This is a genomic window from Chitinophaga sp. 9-1-y (assembly GCF_059511905.2).
The window spans coordinates 4,059,657-4,080,968 of the sequence record NZ_CM197955.1 but is presented as its reverse complement, the minus strand read 5'-3'; the positions used below and the strand labels follow the sequence as shown (position 1 = coordinate 4,080,968).

General features: G+C 43.2%; 18 protein-coding genes. 14 read left to right on the top strand and 4 right to left on the bottom strand.

Annotated elements, in window-relative coordinates:
- Positions 1–204 precede the first annotated feature (204 nt).
- From AC5ZC7_RS15975 to AC5ZC7_RS15920, 12 genes are all read left to right on the top strand, one after another.
- Positions 205–2,619 carry an ABC transporter permease gene (locus tag AC5ZC7_RS15975; RefSeq protein WP_496157922.1) on the top strand — a complete coding sequence of 805 codons (2,415 nt, stop codon included), beginning with the start codon at positions 205–207 and terminating at the stop codon, positions 2,617–2,619.
- 858 nt (positions 2,620–3,477) lie between these two features.
- Positions 3,478–4,416 carry a hypothetical protein gene (locus tag AC5ZC7_RS15970; protein ID WP_496157923.1) on the top strand — a complete coding sequence of 313 codons (939 nt, stop codon included), beginning with the start codon at positions 3,478–3,480 and terminating at the stop codon, positions 4,414–4,416.
- Positions 4,391–4,981 carry a hypothetical protein gene (locus AC5ZC7_RS15965; RefSeq protein ID WP_496157924.1) on the top strand — a complete coding sequence of 197 codons (591 nt, stop codon included), beginning with the start codon at positions 4,391–4,393 and terminating at the stop codon, positions 4,979–4,981. Before AC5ZC7_RS15970 ends, AC5ZC7_RS15965 begins: the two co-directional genes overlap by 26 nt.
- Before the next feature lie 182 nt (positions 4,982–5,163).
- Positions 5,164–6,267 (top strand): deaminase domain-containing protein, encoded by a 1,104-nt coding sequence (locus AC5ZC7_RS15960; protein WP_496157925.1) that lies wholly within the window; start codon positions 5,164–5,166, stop codon positions 6,265–6,267.
- Positions 6,268–6,272: 5 nt separating this feature from the next.
- Positions 6,273–6,701 carry an SMI1/KNR4 family protein gene (locus AC5ZC7_RS15955; protein WP_496157926.1) on the top strand — a complete coding sequence of 143 codons (429 nt, stop codon included), beginning with the start codon at positions 6,273–6,275 and terminating at the stop codon, positions 6,699–6,701.
- Positions 6,702–6,818: 117 nt separating this feature from the next.
- On the top strand, positions 6,819–7,094 hold the full coding sequence (locus AC5ZC7_RS15950; protein WP_496157927.1) for a hypothetical protein: 276 nt from the start codon (positions 6,819–6,821) through the stop codon (positions 7,092–7,094).
- 231 nt (positions 7,095–7,325) lie between these two features.
- Positions 7,326–7,718: a hypothetical protein gene (locus AC5ZC7_RS15945; RefSeq protein ID WP_496157928.1), complete on the top strand. Its 393-nt coding sequence runs from the start codon at positions 7,326–7,328 to the stop codon at positions 7,716–7,718.
- Between the two features lie 46 nt (positions 7,719–7,764).
- Entirely contained in the window at positions 7,765–8,184 is a 420-nt protein-coding gene (locus tag AC5ZC7_RS15940; protein ID WP_496157929.1) for a DUF4279 domain-containing protein, read from the top strand.
- A 36-nt stretch (positions 8,185–8,220) separates the two neighbouring features.
- On the top strand, positions 8,221–8,721 hold the full coding sequence (locus tag AC5ZC7_RS15935) for a hypothetical protein (RefSeq protein ID WP_496157930.1): 501 nt from the start codon (positions 8,221–8,223) through the stop codon (positions 8,719–8,721).
- Between the two features lie 627 nt (positions 8,722–9,348).
- The gene (locus AC5ZC7_RS15930) at positions 9,349–9,927 is read left to right on the top strand and encodes a hypothetical protein (protein WP_496157931.1); all 579 of its coding nucleotides are present in this window, start codon (positions 9,349–9,351) and stop codon (positions 9,925–9,927) included.
- A 102-nt stretch (positions 9,928–10,029) separates the two neighbouring features.
- Positions 10,030–10,911, top strand: coding sequence for an oxidoreductase (locus AC5ZC7_RS15925; protein ID WP_496157932.1), 882 nt, complete (start codon positions 10,030–10,032; stop codon positions 10,909–10,911).
- Between the two features lie 19 nt (positions 10,912–10,930).
- Positions 10,931–11,716 (top strand): helix-turn-helix domain-containing protein, encoded by a 786-nt coding sequence (locus AC5ZC7_RS15920; protein WP_496157933.1) that lies wholly within the window; start codon positions 10,931–10,933, stop codon positions 11,714–11,716.
- 43 nt (positions 11,717–11,759) lie between these two features.
- Here AC5ZC7_RS15920 and AC5ZC7_RS15915 read toward each other — a convergent pair whose 3' ends face one another.
- The 4 genes from AC5ZC7_RS15915 to AC5ZC7_RS15900 form a co-directional block, all read right to left on the bottom strand.
- Complete coding sequence (locus tag AC5ZC7_RS15915; protein ID WP_496157934.1) at positions 11,760–12,671, bottom strand: bestrophin family protein; 912 nt, start codon at positions 12,669–12,671, stop codon at positions 11,760–11,762.
- 14 nt (positions 12,672–12,685) lie between these two features.
- The gene (locus tag AC5ZC7_RS15910; RefSeq protein WP_496157935.1) at positions 12,686–15,049 is read right to left on the bottom strand and encodes an FdhF/YdeP family oxidoreductase; all 2,364 of its coding nucleotides are present in this window, start codon (positions 15,047–15,049) and stop codon (positions 12,686–12,688) included.
- Positions 15,050–15,163: 114 nt separating this feature from the next.
- Positions 15,164–15,949: a glucose 1-dehydrogenase gene (locus tag AC5ZC7_RS15905; protein ID WP_496157936.1), complete on the bottom strand. Its 786-nt coding sequence runs from the start codon at positions 15,947–15,949 to the stop codon at positions 15,164–15,166.
- A 70-nt stretch (positions 15,950–16,019) separates the two neighbouring features.
- On the bottom strand, positions 16,020–16,922 hold the full coding sequence (locus AC5ZC7_RS15900) for a helix-turn-helix domain-containing protein (protein WP_496157937.1): 903 nt from the start codon (positions 16,920–16,922) through the stop codon (positions 16,020–16,022).
- Between the two features lie 165 nt (positions 16,923–17,087).
- Between AC5ZC7_RS15900 and AC5ZC7_RS15895 the strand changes: the two genes are divergently transcribed.
- Together AC5ZC7_RS15895 and AC5ZC7_RS15890 are read left to right on the top strand one after the other, a co-directional pair.
- Positions 17,088–17,696, top strand: a complete 609-nt coding sequence (locus tag AC5ZC7_RS15895) for a sterol desaturase family protein (RefSeq protein WP_511911596.1) — start codon at positions 17,088–17,090, stop codon at positions 17,694–17,696.
- Positions 17,697–17,857: 161 nt separating this feature from the next.
- Positions 17,858–21,088 (top strand): S41 family peptidase, encoded by a 3,231-nt coding sequence (locus AC5ZC7_RS15890; protein ID WP_496157939.1) that lies wholly within the window; start codon positions 17,858–17,860, stop codon positions 21,086–21,088.
- The last annotated feature ends 224 nt before the right edge of the window (positions 21,089–21,312 follow it).

The window sequence follows — 21,312 nt, the reverse complement described above, 5'->3', positions numbered from 1 at the left end:
TACCTGAATGGATAAACAATTTAAAAGGAGGGATGTTCGGAAAAGATTGTTTTACTGACCTGCGAATGTCCATTTCTGTAATAAAGTGTCCGTATTTGAACAGCAGGGGAGCTTGTTGTACCTGCCATTCCGCCGTGGTAGCGGATTCCTTTAAATGGCATTTTTTTGGCTGATGGAAGCATACCTTGTTATAATTTTACATTTATGATCAAAAACTATATAAAGATCGCCTGGCGTAGTCTTTCCAGGAGTAAAGTTTACGCGCTGATCAATATTACCGGTTTAACCGTAGGTATCGCCTGCTGTGTGCTCATCATCCTATATGTAAAAGATGAACTTTCTTACGATCGTTATCACAAAAATTACAATGAAATATACCGGGTACTGCAGGCATTCCGCAATCCAACCGGGCAAAAAGATATGCCCCCACCTGCTTCGGAGGAATACCAGGTATGGGGTTGTGCACCGGTAGGACCAGCCCTGGCTGCTCATTTCCCGGAAGTACTAAAGGTAACGCAGTTTACCAGTCCGTTGACGGTGCTGATGCAGAACGGTGATAAGCGCTTCCAGGAAAGCAATCTGCAGTTTGCTGATTCTTCCACCTTCGATATCTTCAGTTGGAAAATATTATCCGGCGACCGGGCCACCGTACTCAAAAATCCATATAATATTGTGCTGACGCAAAGTATGGCGAAGAAATATTTTGGTGATGCAGATCCTGTTGGAAAAGTGTTTAAGGCAGATAATATTACGCTGACAGTATCTGGTGTAATGGAAGATGTGCCCGCCAATTCCCACTTTACATTTTCTGCGTTGGTATCTATGAGTACCTTCCGGAAAATACGTCCGGAGATTTTTAACGAGTGGGGATATGTAGATTTTTACACCTATTTCCTGGTACCCGAACATACTGATATAGCGGCGATGCAAACCAAAGTGCCGGGATTTTTAAAACAATACAACACCGGCGGAACAGAGAATAACTATACCATCACTTTTGAACCATTGAAAAATGCATACCTGCATTCGCAGGCAGGACGGCAGCCGGGTCCTACCGGCAGCATCGCCAATGTGTATATATTTTCGCTGGTAGCGGCTTTCATCCTGTTTATTGCAGGTATTAACTTTATCAATCTTACCACCGCCCGTTCTATGGAAAGGGCAAAAGAAATAGGTGTACGTAAAGCAGTAGGCGCCTATCAGCAGGGACTTATTTTCCAATACCTGACAGAAGCCGTATTGATTGCGGCATTGGCTACCATCGCGGCGTTGGGATTAGTGCTGCTGTTGTTGCCGCTGGCGCGTGAGTTGTCTGGTAAGCCATTACTTTACGCGGATCTGCTGAACTGGAAAATGGGATTGCTGCTGGCGATAACACCGTTCATGGTAGGCATACCCGCCGGTATTTACCCTGCCTGGGTATTGGCCCGTTTTAAACCAGCGTTGGTGTTGAAAGGTAAGTTCGATTCTTCCACCAAAGGTATACAGTTAAGAAAAGGGCTGGTAGTATTTCAATTTAGCTTATCTATCGCCTTGATTGCCTGCACTGCTATCGTATATTCCCAGCTGGATCACCTGCGCGCCCAGAACCTGGGCTTCCGGCAGGATCAGATGTTGGTCATCGATTATGGCGGCGATGCTACCGTCAACAAAAACATAGAAACCGTAAAAAGCCGGTTAGCCGAAAATGCCGCTGTGCAATCCATTACTGCTTCCCGGGCAGTGCCGGGCGATTTTTTCCCGAACGCCGGCACTGGTATCACCACCAGCAACGGTGACATGCAGCATTACGATCCTGCTATTTACGAAGTGGACTATGATTTCTTCAAAGCCTATGAAATGAAGATGGCGGCCGGCCGTGCCTACGCCAGGGAGTTTCCGGGAGACACCACGTATTCCCTGATCGTTAATGAAGCCGCTGCCCGCTTATATGGATACGCCCAACCGGCCGACATTGTCGGCAAAAGTTTTGAGCAATGGGGCCGCAAAGGTACCGTAGTAGGGGTGGTGAAAGATTTTAATTACCAGTCGCTCCACAAGAAAGTAGAACCACTCACCTTAAGAATGGCGGACGATGACAGTAAGAATAAAATATCCCTGCGCATCAAATCAGACAATCTTCCTAAAACAATCGCAGAATTGGAGCATACCTGGAATGCTATGGAGCCACAGCGGCCATTCCGCTATAACTTCCTGGATCAGGCCTTTAACGACCAATACAAACAGGATGTGCGCTTCGGGCAAATATTCGCTGCGTTTGGTAGTTTGACCATCTTCATTGCCTGTTTAGGCTTATTTGGTCTGGCTACTTATTCCACAGAAAAACGATTGAAAGAAATCGGTATCCGTAAAGTATTGGGTGCTTCTGTTACCAATATCGTAGCGTTGCTATCGGGCGACTTTGTAAAACTTGTCTTGATCGCCGTATTGATTGCTACACCATTAGGTTGGTGGGGCATGCATCGCTGGCTGGATGGTTTCGCATACCGCGTCCATATTCACTGGTGGACTTTTGGTTTAGCCGGTTTGGCGGCAGTGCTGATAGCGTTGCTGACAGTAGGATTCCTGGCGCTGAAAGCCGCGATGATGAACCCGGTGCGGTCGTTGAAGGCGGAGTAGAGGTGAAAAGATATGGTGAAGAGCTATTGTTGCGGAATGCGGCAATAGCTTTTTGTTTTTGACTATTTTGTAGATGGCGGCTGTGTTTTACTGACCGCTATTTTCCAATTAAAAGAATAACCACTACGCAAATAAGATGCGTGAACCCTACCGAATTTCAAACCATAATTAACCAGATAACGTTTTCACACGAAAGTGTTATTGGAGTTGTTGATCTGTAATTTTAATATTGCATCTATTATAAGCAGTAATCATAATAAACTATTCTGTATACTTGTTGATTTTAGATTTGTTTGCCCTTATCTGTGAACAGATGTTGTCCTATATTAACGTGAAGTACTATGAAATATGTATTGTTGGTCCTAATTGTCATCTTGTCAATGCCCGTGTATTCCCAAACGATTGTTGAAATCCGAAAAGATATGTTTGTTTTTAGCCTTACCTCCAGGTTTTAGATTTGATATCCGGGGTGAAGGTTATTCCGTTTGGACAAGTCAGTGACATCATAGAGTACTCTCTATTGTATACACTTCTATTGAAATAGTTTCGGTAAGTAATAAGGTCCTGCAATAATAGGACCTTATTACTTATATTACATTGTAAGTTGTTAATGGGTATATGTTTATGTTTATGGCTTATTCTGAAATAGGCTTACACATTTTATGTATATTTATTTTTTTAAAATTCTTTTTGAATTAGAATAAGGTACCTATGACGGAGCATAGTATTCCCTTGCTTAGATTATTCGGTGTTCAAATGTGAGGAGTCATTTATTTCTTGAGAGTTCTTTGATAGTAATAGTTATGTGTATGATGCCCTTAGCTGTTAAGTCGGCTATGAAAACTGTCATCAAGATCGGTGGCTTACAGGTATGGGTTTAATGGGCAAGAGAAATCAGATGAGATTAAAGGAGAAGGAAATAGCTATACGGCTCAGTACTGGGAGTATGATCCGAGGATAGGTAGGAGATGGAATTTAGACCCTACACCATCAATAGGAATAAGTGAATATTCTACTTTTAGAAATAATCCTATTAGCTACACGGATGTTTATGGTGATACAGCGGTTTTAAATATGGGAAAGAACGACGAAATGCGTTATGTAGGTGGAAGTTGGATTTTTACCGGTAGTCGAACTGCAGTTAATATAGCAAATATTAAGGATGCAAATGTAAAGAGACTTGCAAGTGATTATAATACTTTAAATGGTATTGCTGATTTTAATATGGTTACAAGTATTATTAATAGAAAGAAAAATATTGTTAATCTGATGGGCAGAGGAGGACCAAATACTCAGGGGTCTGAAACTGCCTCAGTTAAATATTTTAGTGAGCTGGCTAGTGGTATCCAGACTCCACAGATTGACGTTTATTCAATCGCAAATGATCCGCAAGACCGGACATTATATGAAGGTAAGAAAAGCCATACTGTTCCAACGTATATTGCATTGGGACATGAACTGGGGCATGTGTGGGATATTCTAACAAATTCTCCAAGGGCGTTTAATTTTACACAGGTACCAAACGTATCTCCCAATATTTCATATTCTGAAAAAAATGCAATGTATTGGGAGAATGTTTTGAGAATTCATGGAAATCTACCGTTAAGACTTTTTTATAATAATAATCAGGGAGTTTTAGAGTTCCCTGCTAACGTGAATTTTGGCGGAAGACAAATAAGAGGGGGAAAGAGTGGGCTGAATAATCCTGTATTGACTCCTGTTAAAATTGGCGTACCAATAAGGTTAGAACCTTTAAATCCATTCCCTATTTATGAATTTTTTAGACCACTTCACTAGTATGAGACATTTTACTATTGCTCTTATTGTTTGGGTCTTTTTAAATTTGAGCCTGAAAGCTCAGATTAATTCTTGCAATCAATCCAATGATAGAATAATACCCAAAGTAGAAGGAATTAAAATTGTTTCACCAAGAAATAGTATCTCGGTCTTACTGCAGGACACATGTACTTATTGGAATAGATTTGAAGAAATTTTCTTTTACCCAAATAGTAGACCTGAAAAGAACGAAGAGTTTTTACCTGCTGTAATAATTGACTCTGTTAGGCTCGGTAAAGTGGAATCTTTTCTATTATCTTATCTTAGAATCAATAAAAGCTTAGGACACGAATTAAGCAGACCTTTTCGAAAAGATGTTAAACTTTACATGGGTTGTTATGATGCTAAGAGTAAGTCGGATTTTATTATCATTCAATTTGTGACAAATAAAGATTTTGATAGGAATAAAAACTATAGTAAAGCGCTTTCCCTTTTAGTAGGGACCGAAGAATTACGCTATATCGTGTTGAAGTGTAATAGAGACGAAATCTCATTTTTTAATTCTTTTCCCAAGCTGAGAATGTAAAGTTTCGTTGGATAGATCATTATCTTTAGGGTATTTTGATAGAATCTGTTAGGAACATAGGTTGCCATCTCGCATCTTTTTAATCTGAATTTTAAGAGTAAGAGAGCATGGTACTCTTGTGAGAAGATATTTCTGGATATTGTGTCCGTATATTAAAGTAGTATCTGCACAGAACTATACCTTTGGTATTCGGCCTGGCGGAAGAGAGATGGTGTTTAGGATCGGTTGGTTATAGGTATGGGTTTAACGGGAAGGAGAATGATAATGAGGTGAAGGGAGAGGGAAATCAGCAGGATTATGGGATGAGAGTGTATGATCCACGAATTGCAAAGTTCCTAAGTGTAGACCCGTTGACTAGTGAATATGCCTTTTATACACCTTATCAGTTTGCAGGCAATAAACCAATATTATTTATTGACCTAGATGGGAATGAGGTATCGATTGCACCAATCAACAAGTTTCAGTATGGAGATAATTTAGTATTAAACGCTGTTAATGTTGCCAATAATGGAGCGATTAATGTAATGAATGGTCTAATAGATGTATTTAATTCCGGATCTTACACAATTACCTCCTTAGCAACTAAATCACCAACTGCGAATTATAGCGAGATTAAGTCTGAGTTTCAGGAATTAGGGCGCAATATTGGAAAGGCGGCAGTAGCGCAATATACATACGCAACAAAAACACCATGGAGACAACAAATTAAAGAAACAGGTAAGGATTTATTAACTGCTAAGGCGTGGGAACAGGGAGCTACATTAGCATTGGGCTTTGCGACAAGCAAAATGGACTTTAGCGCAGTTTCGAACGCCACCAAATCGGCAGCAGGTACAATTTTAAAAAAATTAGATGGGGCTATTACATCTGCGATAGAAACAAGAGAAGCTGCTAGTAAGATAGATTTTATAAGGAATTTATATGGCATTAAGGGTGGACTGAATGGGCATAATATAGCATTGTTGGAAGGAGAGGTGAATGGAATTAAAATAAATCAATTTGCCTTTAGTGGTGCGGAGGAAGTGTCTGGTGCGGTGGGTTTGACCGCTGAGAATAATAGGGCATTTGAATATGTAAAGGTTGGGTTTGATCGATTTAAGGACTCTGAAGCTAAATTATTTGAAAATTTAAATCAAATGCTTAAAGGTCAAAAAGATGTAAAGGGGACGTTAAAATTGACATCAGAGCGGCCTTTCTGCGCATCTTGTTCTGGTGTTGTGGAACAATTTCAGAGGAAGTTTCCAGATGTTAAAATTCAATTTGTAAACGGTATAGGAGTAAAGTAAGTAATATGGATATTCAAGCACTTGAACAATTTCTTATAAAGAAGGGATGTAGATTGAAAGGTTGTAGCAAAGCTGATATAAATCGAATTGAGTGGTATTTTAGTACCTCACTTCCTGGAGTATACAAAGATTTTTTGTATGCTATGGGGAAGGATGCTGGTAAGTATATGTTGGGGTCGGATGTATTTTTCAAGCATATATTTTCACTGAGGGAAAATTTTGAAGGGATACTATTTGAAAAAGAACTGACGATACCTGAAACAGCGTTTGTATTCTGGTCGCATCAAGGATATCAATATGCTTATTTTCTTACAGATGACGGCGACAATCCAATGGTCTATTTTTACGATGATGGTGACTCTATTAATAGAGATGGTTCATTATTGGATTTTTTTACCGGACAATTAATAATGTCAGGATTTAGTATGGATTGAGTATGGTTATTTAATGAAAGAGAAGAGTCTTGCAACAGACCCAGCTTTTGCTGGGTCTGTTGCGTTATAGCAAATTATTAATGAGTATAAATCTGTTTAGTTTTAACGTCCCTTATAATGGCAGCAATGACACGCAATAGTGCTGCTTTATCCTCACCTGGTAGTGTTTCACTTGATTATTTTAGCGCAATAGAGAATGATCGAATTAGCTACCAAATGCTTCAGGCATCTGGTTTATTACATATTGTATTCTTCATAGATTTTGATATGAAAATGTTTATTAGTTATTTTAATGATATAGAGGTGGAAACACACTTGCCAGACAGCTCATGGAAGGGGATTTTTGATGATCCTGACAAATATATCCCGTTGAGATCATTGAAGCCAGAATAAGTGTGAAAAAGACATATCGAAACGCCCTAAAAGGAAAGTAATCTTCATCTGGCAGAATAAGGACTCTTACTCACTTGAGAAGTATCCGGGGAAAAGTTACAGAATACTTTTATTGGATGGGAAGTCGATGAATCATATCGATTGCATGATCTTGAGGATGTATTAAGAGGAAATGACACTTGAACTCAACGTGGATTGATAATACTGTGAATTTTAAAACAATAGAATTCTATGAAGCTTATTGGAAGCATGGTGGAACAGCAGTATCGGGAGCGGCTTATTGGCTCGCATGAACGGTTATTTAGTTCTGATATTTTCCCTGCTGGCGAAAGGGGAAAAGGGTTATTGGAGGTTTTAAAGGTGCATTATCCACAAATGATTACGGCCTACGTAATTGGTCATATTCCAGAACAGGGAGAGGATTTTTATAAGGTATTAATTAATGATGAATTAGTAGCAAAAATTGAGCTCAGTCATGACAGCCATGTTGCGCCAATAATTGATTCGATAACCGTTAAGCAATATTTACAAGGGCTTAGCAAAACCAATCAAATACAATTGGCGGTGGCACTTGACCTGGTTAAATATGATCTTAAAAAAAATAGATCGGCTGGAGAACTATAGAAGTATGGATCAATGTGAAGTTTTTATCATAAATAGAACATAACTAATGAACGCCATTTCTATCGCCATTAAAATCTCATCGCATACTTGTGCGACAGAGGTTTTAACTGCTACATTAGGTTTAATTCCCACGGACTCACACGGCGTGGGTGAAAGTTATATTGTCAAAACGCCCGGAGGAGAAGTTGAAAAGAAGTTTGACTACAATTACTGGGAATATAGGGAAGAGTTTACAACGAGTGAATGGGTTCAAACATTCATTGATAAATTCATAAGAGAGGTGGTATTGTCAAGAAAGGATATATTAAAGAAGATTTCCACAGAATTTTCTATCGAGTTTTTTGTAGGGGTAAATTATCATGATGAAGTAAATCCGGGTTTTCACTTTGGCCTTCAGGCAATAGACGTATTGTCCTATATTGGAGCTGAATTAGATATAGACCTGTATTGCTTTCAGGGCGAGTGATATGATAATGAAAGATAAGGAATAGACATTAGACATATGGATACATGGAGATATACAGCAATAAGGATTACTAAATACGGCTATTTACAGCAAACAAGCAATACAAATACCATAATAGCTGAAGAATGGACATCTTATTCAGATATTGGGAAGAAATTCAATGGTATTGACTTAACGCTTAACGAATATTTGGAAACAGAACAAAGGTATATCGATGCCGCTGCATTGATACTCAATTTGAATAAGGGGTACCAGGTTATAGTCAGGAAGTTAGAAAAGTATTCCGGAGAAGGAGCACCAGGAGAACTATTAGAGATGTATGAGAAAATAAGCGATAATTATACTGCTAGCCTGGAAATGTTACCCGCGTTAATGAAACTGATACTAAGAGACTATGTATGGTGTGAGCTGTATTGTAGCGTTAATGATGTATGTATAAGGTTTGGCTATGACTATTATATGTATGTGAATGGAGTAGAAGAGAATTCCTTTATTTGGCAAGAAATAATAGATAGAACAGGTTTGTTTATCGGGTAAAGGTAATCCCAGGAAATTGTGTTGTAAGAACCTGTATAAACTCATTGAAATCCGTTATCTCTATTATTTTTTCTTCCTTATAATTATCTTCATCGAAAACATCATTACCATCTAAGATGTAGGAATGTAATTTGAACAGTTGATTGCTAAAGCTTAAATGTATGGTATAGGTTGTATCGCTGGCTTTTCTGTACGAAGTCGTAATTTTTGCTCCGTTTTTAAGGCGTAAGAATATTTTCTTCGTATTCATATAACTATAGCTGTAATAAACAAATATAGAATATCTTTATTGTGTACGAGCTTTTTAGAAGAGCTGGTTGCTGGAGGATTTAATGTAAGGATTAATCACTATCACGCTGATCTGCCCGAAATAGAGACTGGTATCGTGTTTCTATATGCCTGTTGGAGTCATAGTCTTATCCAGTTAAGGAGTTTATTTCAGTCATAAACAAACTATCCGCACATTCCATTATTTATTTGGGGGCACTGAAAACTTCTATGCCTGGCATTTATTGCTGGATCTGTGTTTTGCTACTATCATTTCAATAGCGTTGGTGGCGATATATGAAAAGTGGTCTAAACATCGGGAGAGTGTAGATCACATTGCTCCAATAAATTAATATCATTATGAAAATCAAATTTGAGCTGGAAACATTAGGGTACATAACCGCATCTTTTTTTGATGGAGATAGAAAGATCAAAATCTTACATAGTGATGATTATGGAGACGGTTTTCAAGAACTGTTGAACAACTTGTTTTTTATATACGATGTTGTGATAAATAACCAACAACAATATTATCCGTACTCATTCGAAACGCAATGGAGAGACCATTTTATCATCTTTTCGTGGAATGTTAGCATTGAATCACCAGGCGCTAACCTTATTGTACAGGTGAATGAATTATCACCTGCTAATAGTGGCTATAAGGTTGAACTAATTAATACGGCAATGTCTTTAAAGGAATTGTTTGATGAAATTTACTCGTCCCTGGATGATATTTTCAATAGGTTTGGTTTTGTAGGGTACAAAAAGAATTGGGGGGTCGGTAATTTTCCGGCATTTGAATATATTACTTTGAAAAGCAATGCACTGGGATTGAATCTAACTGACGCTAAATATAGTAATGAAGAGGAAGAATGGAAAGGAAAAGTGGACGCCGGCCAGGAGGCCAACATCCTCAATTTTTCCTATAAAAACCAGTAATTTCTCTGTTTGCCCTGAGCCTCCCAACAAACCACATTTGAGCCGCTCAACAAAACCCCACTCCCCATTCTCCCCGACCTTTGTCTAAACAAAAACATCATCATGACAAAGATTTGGTTTATCACAGGAAGTTCCCGCGGCCTTGGACGTAGTCTCACTGAAGCAGTATTGGCAAAAGGCGATCGCGTGGCTGCTACCGCCAGAAACACCGCACAATTAGAGGATCTCGCATCCCAATATGGAGAACAGTTGTTGGTACTAAAACTGGATGTTACCAGCAACGATGAAATCCAACAGGCCGTAGCCACTACTATTGAACACTTCGGCAAGATAGACGTCCTCGTTAATAACGCCGGCTTCGGCATTTCCGGCGCAGCGGAAGCATATACAGAAGAACAGGTCCGCAGTCAACTGGAGACCAATTTATACGCACCTATTACGATTACGCGGGCAGTATTGCCACATATGCGGCAGCAACGTTCCGGCCGTATTTTACAAATCAGTTCTATTGGTGGAAGAGTCGGCAATGCAGGATTAACGATGTATCAGGCAGCCAAATTCGGACTGGCAGGCTTTACAGAAGCGCTGGCAAAAGAAGTGGCGCCACTGGGTATCCGCGTCACCTCCGTAGAGCCGGGCGGTTTCCGCACGGATTGGGCCGGCGCATCTATGACTTACGCACCCAAAGTAGCAGGCTATGAATCTACGGTAGATTGGATGATCAACTTCGTGAGAAATGGTAATCACGTTCCCATTGGTGATCCGGATAAAGCAGCGAAAGTGATGCTAGCACTGGTAGACCATCCCAATCCTCCGGTGCACCTGGTGTTAGGCAGTGAAGCCGCCACCATTTTGAAGAAAGCAAACGAAACAAGACAGGCGGAGTTTGAAGAATGGCTGCCCGTAACAATTTCCACGGATCATGACGATGCCGTTAATTTCCTGGATACCGAAGTAGGACGGGCATTTACCGCAAAGCAATAAAATAGTATCTTGTAGTTGTATGTCGAACCAGATAGTATATTCCTGTTACGTGAACAGGAGCAGGGAAGGGGAACAGTTTGTGCCGGTACATGTGTTTAGTTACCAGATCTCCGGTTCCATCACTTTCAATGATGGCAGGCAATCCATTGTCCGGAATGAGGGGGAGTTCGGATTTTTCCGTAGGAATAGCCTGTTGAAATTCATCAAACAGCCACCGGACAATGGCGAGTTTAAAACCATCTCTGTATACCTGGATGAAGACACACTTCGGGAGTTTAGCATGGAATATGGTTATACGGCCGATAAACAAGCTAATGGGCCCGTAGTAACCCTGCTGAAGCCGCATCCACTCTATACAAGTTATATGCAGTCGTTGCAGCCGTACGATGCCCTGAATAATGAGGGCAATGAGCACCTGATGAAATTGAAATTAAAAGAAGCCATTTTGCTGCTGCTGAAAGTAAATCCCGAACTGAAAGACATCCTGTTCGATTTCAGTATCCCCGGTAAAATAGACCTGGAAGCATTTATGCAGCAAAACTTCCATTTTAATGTGGAGCTGAAAAGATTTGCTTACCTGACCGGCAGAAGCCTGGCTACTTTCAAACGCGACTTCGAAAAAATATTCCATACCTCTCCCAGTCGCTGGCTACAGCAAAAGCGCTTGCAGGAAGCATATTACCTGATTAAAGAAAAGCATAGGAAAACTTCCGATGTATACCTGGAAGTAGGTTTTGAAGATCTCTCCCATTTTTCGTTTGCCTTTAAGAAGGCCTACGGCGTAGCGCCATCGGCAGTACAATAAGATAGTATCATTGGCATCCGGTAAAATAATATTTTACCGGATACTAATCTATAATATGCCCATGGCTCTTTTGAACCGTTTCATAGGGCATGTCTGCCAGTTCATGGATGGTATGCTCAATCATGGCACACATATTATTCAACGGAAGGTCATTCGCGTCGGTCCCGAAAGGCTGTTCAATTTCATCGGCGATAGCTTCAAAGGCCACAAAGGTATAAGCCACAAAAGCTACGATAAATGGGGTGAACCATCCCAGGCCATCGACCAGGCCGAAGGGTAATAAGAAGCAATAGATGTATACCGTGCGATGCAACAACACGCGGTAGCTGTAGGGTATCGGCGTAGATTGAATCCGCTCACAACCGCCTGTAATTTCTTCCAGTTTGTCCAGGTTCTCATCAAAGCGGGCCTGTTGAATGGAGTCGATCTGGTTTTCCTGTCGCTTTTGCTGCACCCATTCCGCCATCAACCGGGTTAATATCACCGGTTTATATTTGGCAGCAGCTACTACCGCAAATTGCTGCTCGTTCAGGCGTGTTTCCAGGTCCGTCCGGGGATCAGTTCCCCGTAGCTGGTGCTTGAGCGCATAGGTAAAGGCGCTGAGTAACTGCACGAAATCGGGTACAGATGTGGAGGGTCCATGGCCCAGTGTCAATGCCTGCCGGGTGAGCGCCCGCGCATAATTGAGTAAAGCCCCCCAGAGCTTGCGGCCCTCCCAAAAGCGTTCATAGCTGGCGTTGTTGCGGAAGCCCAGGAATAACGCCAGCACAAAACCAAATAAGGTTAAAGGGGCGGGGTTCAACGGAACCTTAAAAGTGAAGATCGTTCCATGAAGATATACCACTGCAACAGACAACAAAAACAACAGGATCAGCCGGGGCACCAATCGTGGTAATACGGAGCCATGCCAGACAAAAAGCATCCTGAACCAATGTTCTTTATTTCTTATAATCATACTAGTGCTTAAATCTACTGTGGCAGTTTCCGGTATACCCCAGGATCATGTTTCTTTATTTTTATTTTTACATATTTGGAAGCGGGCATATTGCTGCCTTTCACCACGTTATTAATAGAAACCAATACATTGGTTTCCGGGAAATACGTAACAGTACTCTTCTGCGGAATACGATACGAAACAATAATAAACAAAGGTGCGATGCGCTCTATGCCATCATCAAAATTATACAAATCTACTTTATCTCCTGCTTTAAAACCTGCGTTGTCAATATCCTGCTGATTCATAAAGATAACGCGACGCTCATTTTTGATGCCCCTGTAACGGTCGTCCAGGCCATAAATGGTGGTGTTGAACTGATCATGGGGCCTGGTGGTGGCCATCATGTATTCATCTTCTTCCAGGTGATTGGTGGGAATTTCTGTGAGGGTAAAAGGTGCGCGTCCTCCCAACTCTTTGGCAAAGCGTTGTTCATCCCTGGCTTCATTCGGAAGATAGAAACCGCCTTTTTGACGAACACGTGTATTGTAATCTTCAAATCCTGGAATACATTGTTCAATAGCGTCTCTTACGGCATCATAGCTATCGTGATAAAGGGGCCAGTTTACGACAGACTTTGATCCCAATGTAGCCATTGCCATCCGGCATACAATCTGCGTTTCATTCACCAGGTTTTTAGAAACGGCATCCAGCACACCTTTCGATGCCTGCACAACACCCATGGAGTTTTCTGTGCTGATGATCTGGAGCACTCCGTTAACGATGTCTTTATCGCTCCGGCCGTAGGTAGGCAGAATTAAAGCTTCTTTTCCGTGAACCAGGTGCCCTCTGTTCAGCTTTGTGGACACGCAAACCAACAGGCGTAGCTTCCTGAGTGCATTGGCGGTATAAGTAGTATCGGGCGTGGCCGAAAGAAAATTTCCGCCCATGCAAAACATCACTTTTACCTTTTCTTCGTGAATAGCTTTGATGACCCTGACTACATCGTAACCGTGTTCACGTGGCATTTTAAAACCATAATGTTGCTCCAAACGGTCAAGCTGTTCATTGGTTGGTTTCTCATCAATCAGCATGGTCCGGTTTCCCTGTACGTTGCTGTGGCCTCTTACTGGGCAAAGCCCTCCGCCCGGAATGCCGATACTTCCTTTCAGCAGTATGATGTTGAGAATTTCCTGCAGCATATCTACACCATTGGGTTGCTGCGTTAAGCCCATTCCCCAGCAGAATATAATTCTTTTGTGGAAGGCAATCATCTCGGCAGCTTTGTGCAAGTCGTCTGTTGAAACCCCACAAAGTGCCGACAGTTCACTAAGTTGATAATTCCTGTCTTTAAACTGTTGTATAAAATCTTCATATCCCACGGTTTTGTCTGCAATGAATGCTTTGTCCAGCACTTTCCCGGGGAATTTATCTTCCAGTTCAAGGAGTAGGAGGGCGATAGCTTTTAACAGGGCCATATCTCCATTGATCTTCACCGGCAGGTATAGATCTGCCAGTTTCACACCACCACCAATGGCGCCTTGTATCGACTGCGGATTATGAAATCCCATTAAACCCGCTTCGGGGAGCGGGTTGATGGCAATAATTTTTGCGCCGTTCTTTTTCGCCTTTGCCAGTGCACTCATCATCCGGGGGGCGTTGGTGCCGGGATTCTGGCCAATGATAATAATCACCTCAGATTCATAAAAGTCTTCCAGTGTGACGGTACCTTTCCCGATGCCTATTGTGGGGCGCAACGCTGTTCCCGACGTTTCATGGCACATGTTGGAGCAGTCGGGCATATTGTTGGTCCCAAATTCTTTGGCGAATAACTGGTATACAAACGATGCCTCGTTACTGGTTCTTCCGGAGGTATAAAAAGCAGCCTGGTGGGGACTATCCAGTGCATTGAGATGTGTGGCTATTTTTTTAAACGCGTCATCCCAGCTGATGGCCTGGTAATGAGTGCCGCCTTCCGGCATATACAGCGGGTCTGTGAGCCGTCCCAGCTTGCCCAGGTGGTAATCATCCAGTTTTGATAATGCATACACCGGATTTTCCTTGAAAAAATCCGGTGTAATTTTTTTGGTGGTAGCTTCTTCCGCTAAGGCTTTGGCGCCATTTTCACAATATTCGCCGATGGGGGAGCGTTCATCATCCGGATCGGGCCAGGCACAACTTGAGCAGTCAAACCCTTTGAACTGATTCATACTAAGTAATGCCCGGTTACCTCTGAAAAATGCTTTTGCTTCCACCAGGTCACTCATGGCTGCTATCACCGCGGGGATGCCGGCTGCCCACTTTTCAACAGGCGTTAGCTTCAGGTTTAACAGGGTATAAGGATTCTCCGCATCCGGTTGATGTGCTGCTTTCTCGTCTTCATGTTGATGTGCTCCCATGACAGTAATTTTGCTTGATGGAATAATAGCATGCAAAGTTGGTGTAGCGGAATGGCAATGTTGATTTTCACCTGCTGAATCCGTCTTTCATAAATTTAATGAAAAAGCAGGGTTCTACCATCTTTGTCCACCTATTGCCAGGCCGCCATCTACCAAAATACTTTCACCGGTAACAAAAGATGCTGCCGGGCTGCTCAGCCACAACACCAGTTCCGCTACTTCTTCTGGTTTCGCAAAACGGCCAACAGGTGCATGTTTCAGGAAAGGAGCCTGTATCTCTTCCACATTTTCAGCCGGGAAAAACCGCTCGAACATAGGCGTATGAATATAGCCGGGTTGAATATTGTTGATGCGGATGCCTGCGGGGCCTCCTTCCAGGGCCAGGGAACGAACCATGCCATCCAGGCCGGCTTTGCTGGCAGAGTATACCGAAGAACCAACAGCAGCACCCCGTGCCAGCCAGGAAGAGGTATTTACAATGGCGCCACCGGTACCTTGTTTTTTAAACTGTTCCATCTCGTATTTGGCGGATAACCAAACCCCTTTCAGGTTAATGGCGATCACCTGGTCAAATTCGTCTTCAGTAGTATCTGTTATTGGGGCAAAATGACCTTCTATACCGGCATTGTTAAATGCAATATCCAGTTTGCCGAAACGTTGTACCGTTTCCGTTATCAGTTGTTGTACCGCATGGCTTTGGGAAACATCGGCTGCTACGAAATGGATATCAGGGCTGATGGATTGTAACTGGGCTACGGCGGCTTGTCCTTCCTTCTCACGGCGACCCGCAATGACTACCTTAGCGCCATTTTTAAGAAATAAAGCGGCAGTGGCTAAACCAATACCGGTGGTACCGCCTGTGATGAGGGCTACTTTGTCTTTCAAAATCTCTTGTGTCATATTTTTTTCTGTTTATGACACAAAGATAGTTGGGGCTATATCCGGGAAATTATGCGAATCAAACAGCAAGTTATGAAATGGAAACAGTTGCTTTCCGGAATTGATTAGGTGTTTGTCCCGTTTGTTTTTTGAAGAAGATGTTAAAGTTGGAAGCATGCTCAAAGCCCAGGCAATAGCCAATTTCCGCGATATCGTAATGACTGTGCAGGAGCAGCGCTTTGGCTTCCTGGCTGATTTTTTCAGCTATCCATTCGCTGGTGGTTTTACCGGTGGTTTCTTTTAATGCCCGGTTCAGGTGATTGGTATGCACAGATAGTTGTGCCGCAAACTCGTTGGCATTTTTAAAGCGGATGGCCTGATGCGGGGGACTGGCCGGGAACTGTTTTTCCAGCAGGTTTTGGAACAAATCGCTGATACGTTGGGCGGCATTGCCAGCCTGGTAGTAGGTATCAGGTGCCTCCATTTTCAGCGCTTCGTGCATCAGTATCTGTACATAGCTTTTTAATAAGTCATATTTATGGGCATAGCTGGCACCGGTTTCCCTGATCATGCTCTCAAAAATGTTTTGCAGGAAAACTGTTTTTTCCGGATCAGGAAAGAAGACATGATTGCCGCCAGCCTTAAACAACGGAGATTGTGCCAGGCCGCCATCTTTTAAGTGGTGGTCGATGAACGTTTCGGAAAACAGGCAGAAGTATCCGGTTTGATGATCCATGGCAGGTTCCCAGGAATAGGGAATCATGGGGTTCATGAACGAAAGGGCGGGCCCATTCATCCGAAGTGATTTATCTGCATAAGATAAGGTGCCTCCACCCTGGATGATCAGCGATATCTTGTAAAAATCCCGCCTGCCGGAAGGGAGGTTAGTATCGCTGCAACCAAATTCTTCCAGCCGGTTAACGGTAAACTGTTCCCCGGAATGGGCCTGTCCATGTAGCTCAAAAAATGCTGAAACGGTTTCTTTCGCTTTCATCTCTCAAAGTTATGCGGATCAAATGTAACGGAAAATAGGACAAACGGACTGCGGATGAATGTCTTTTTTCTGCAATTCATCTCCCTAATCCAACAGCTCATTGGAAATTGGCTGGCCAAACCGGGAGAGGACTACATTTTTGCAGAAGCTATCAAATCAGCTGTTATGAAGTTTGAGAAAATACATAATAAAGGCCAGGCGCAGATATTTAGTAACCAATACCTGGAGCTGCTTACGAAAACCCATCCGGTGGTGATTTTTGGGATGTACCTGCCGGTAATCGGTTATATGTTGTACTACAGCAAAACTTCTTTGCAATATAGTTATGTCCGCATTGCATTAGTATACCTGTTGGCCGTATTGGGCTGGACCCTCTTTGAATACATCGCACATCGCTTCCTGTTCCATTGGGTGAGCGAACACCCGGTAGCCCGTAAAATTACCTATACCATGCATGGTAATCACCATGAGTATCCGCGCGATAAACAGCGCCTGTTTATGCCGCCGGTTCCCAGTGTGATCATTGCCTCGGGTCTTTTTGCCATTTTTTACCTGCTCATGCAGCAAAATGCCTTTGTGTTCTTCCCGGGCTTTATTTCCGGCTACCTGGCTTATGGTAGTATGCACTACGCCATCCATGCCTGGTCGCCGCCTTTTAAGTGGTTAAAGCCGCTGTGGCGGAATCATCACCTGCATCACTGCAAAGATGAAGCGCTGGGTTTTGGAGTCAGCTCCACGCTATGGGACCGGGTTTTCGGTACTATGTTTCACTAATTTCATTCGCATTAATAGCTTTTTGCTTTTCGCTTTCTGCTTTCCGCCTTCGGCAATTGTTTCTGTCCACTTGTCCCTATCATGTTTGTAAAGCGCAGCGCTTTTTTTTACTTTGGAGCATCGGCTTGTTAGCCGTTAAGCAACAGCACTAAATCGCGCTTATGAAGAAACTTTTATTTGGGTGTGCCGCCATGTTGATGGCGGTTACCACCTATGCCCAGGAAAATGCCCTGTGGCTGAGAAATCCCGCTATATCTCCGGATGGCAACACCATCGCCTTCGGCTATAAAGGCGATATTTACCGGGTTGACGTCAAAGGTGGGGTAGCAGTACCGCTGACCATCCACGAAGCCCACGACATGATGCCCATATGGAGCCATGACGGTAAATATATTGCCTTCGCCAGCGACCGATACGGCAACTTTGATGTGTTTGTAATGCCCGCTACCGGTGGCACCCCGGTCAGGTTGACCAGCAACAGCGCCCCGGATTTCCCGTACGACTTTACCCCGGACAACAAACAGGTACTTTTTGGAAGCACCCGTAACGCACCCGCCGCCAGCGTCAGGTTTCCCTATCGTATTTTCAGAAACATGTACACGGTACCCGTTACCGGTGGACGTTCTGTGTTAGTCAGTGCTGCCGGCGCAGATGTGGCACACTACAACAAAGCGGGTAACAAAATTATTTTCCAGGACCGCAAAGGCTATGAAGATCCGATGCGTAAACACCACGTATCTGCTGTTACCAGGGATATATGGGTCATGGATGTAGCCAAAGGCAGCTATGAAAAAGTGTCTGCCTATGAAGGGGAAGACAGAGAGCCTGTTTTCGGTAATGGCAACGATATTTATTATCTCAGCGAAAAAGGCGGTATTTCCCAGAATCTCTTCAAATCGTCGCTGACCGCTAACGGCAACATGCAACAGCTGACCAGCTTTACCAAACATCCTGTACGTAACCTGTCTAAAGCAGATAATAATACCCTGTGCTTTACCAATAACGGGGAAATATATACGCTGAAAGAAGGGGAACAACCCCGTAAGCTCGCCATCAATATCTTCAACGATGGCCGTGCCGCCATCGTGAAAAATGTACCGGTGAGCGGCAATACCACGGAGTTTGCCATGAGCCCGGATGGTAAAGAAATGGCTTTCATTGCACGCGGCGAAGTATTCGTTACCAGCGTGGAAGGAAATATCACCAAGCGCATCACCAATACCCCACAACAGGAAAGAATGGTGGCCTGGTCGCCCGATGGTAAGAAACTGGTCTATGCGGCAGAACGTAATGGTAACTGGGATATCTACCAGACTACCAAAGTACGCAAAGAAGAACCTTACTTTTTTGCGGCTACCCTGCTGAAAGAAGAACCGGTAATCGCCACCGCCGCAGAGGAGTTCCAACCCCAGTTTTCACCCGATGGCAAAGAAATAGCCTACATAGAAAACCGGAATGTGTTGAAAGTATTCAACATCGCTTCCGGGAAAACCCGCACGCTGTTGCCGGAAGGCCATAACTACTCTTATTCGGATGGCGACTGGAGCTTCGAATGGAGCCCGGACAGCAAATGGATCCTGACCGATGATGCACAGGGTAACTTCTTCTACGCCAATGCTGCGTTGATACCCGCAGATGGAAAAGGAACATCCGTTTACCCGGTACGCAGTGGTTTTGGCGAAAATAACAGCAAATGGGCGGCAGAAGGTAAAATGCTCACCTGGACCAGCGACCGCGAAGGACGTAAATCGTTCGCCAATCAAGGCAGCCGCGAAGTAGACATCTTCGGCGTATTCTTCGACCAGGAAGCATACGATAAATATAAATTGTCGAAAGATGAGTTTAACCTCCTGAAAGAAAAAGAAGCCACCGGTGGTAAATCAGCCAAAGATTCTACCCTGAAAGCGAAAGATTCTGCCGACAGCAAAAAAGGTTTCCAGCCCGATTTCAATAACCTGGAAAACAGGAGAGTAAAATTAACCATTAACAGCGCCTCCATCGCTGATTATGTGCTGAGCAAAGATGCCAGCAAACTGTATTACATGGCTGCTTTTGAGAAAGGGTATGACCTGTGGGTAACAGAGCCCAGAACAGGAGAAACAAAGATTCTCGCCAAACTGGGTGGTTCTCCGGGCAGCATTGCGCTGAGTAAAGATGGCAACACCCTCTTTGTTAGCAACAGGGGCAGCGTGGTGAAAGTAGAAACCGGCAGCGGAAAAATAACACCGGTATCTATCAGCACGGAGTTGTCGCTTAACCAGGAAGAAGAACGCAAATATATTTTCTGGCATGCATGGAAACAGGTGAAAGAGAAATTCTATGATCCTACACTACGCAACATGGACTGGAAAAGTTATGGCGATAACTACGCCCGTTTCCTGCCTTATATCAGCAACAACTACGACTTTGAAGAACTGCTCAGTGAAATGCTGGGTGAACTGAATGGTTCGCATACAGGTGGCCGTTATTCGCCGCAACCGGTGAATGGCGACAACACCGCGGCACTGGGATTGTTATACGACGAGAAATCCACCGCCGACGGACTGAAAGTAGAAGATGTGATTCCCGGTGGTCCGTTTGATAAAGCCATCAGCAAAATGAAGAAAGGCGATATCATTGAGAAAATAGATGGGGAAAGCATTACAGATAAATCTGACTGGGCATCACTGCTGAACCGCAAAACAGGCAACAACGTACTTGTTAGCATTTACAGCCCGGATACCAAAACGCGTTGGGAAGAAACGGTGAAACCTATCAGCGGCGGTGAAGAAAATGCCCTGATGTACAAACGTTGGGTAGCCCGTACCCGCGAAATGGTAGATAAACTCAGCAATGGTAAAGTAGGATATGTACATGTACAAGGTATGAACGACGCCAGCTTCCGCACCGTGTATGATGATGCCATGGGCCGCAACCGGGAAAAGAAAGCCCTGATTGTAGACACCCGTTTCAATGGCGGTGGATGGTTGCACGACGATCTGTATAATTTCCTCGGTGGTAAAAGCTACCTGAAATTTGCACCACAGGGTCATGAACTCAAAAGAGGAGAGCCAGGTACCAAATGGCAGGAGCCGAGCTGTGTGCTGATGAGTGAAGGGAACTACAGCGATGCATTCATCTTCCCATATGTATATAAACAAGGGAATATCGGTAAACTCATTGGTATGCCTGTACCGGGCACCGGTACGGCTGTATGGTGGGAAACCCAGATAGATCCAACCCTGGTATTTGGTATTCCGATGGTGGCTACCATCGGAAAAGAAGGCCGTCCTACAGAAAATTTACAGGTGGAGCCGGATATCCGCGTACCACTCCGCTATGAAGAATTCCTGGCGGGTGAAGACGCACAGCTGGAAGCAGCCGTGAAAGAGATGCTGGCAGAAATTAAATAGGTAAATTTCTTATTATTTAGGCCTCTGAGCGGTTTTTTGTCTTGTTCAGGATTATACTGATTATACTGATTTTATTTTTTTGATTTTTTAAGGAGATAATAGCAAATATTCGCTTCTCATCTTTTTTAATCAAAAAATAAAATCAGTATAATCAGTATAATCCTGAACAAGACAAAAAACCGCTCAGGGGCTTTTTCGTGCGTACTTTCCGCGATAAATCGTAT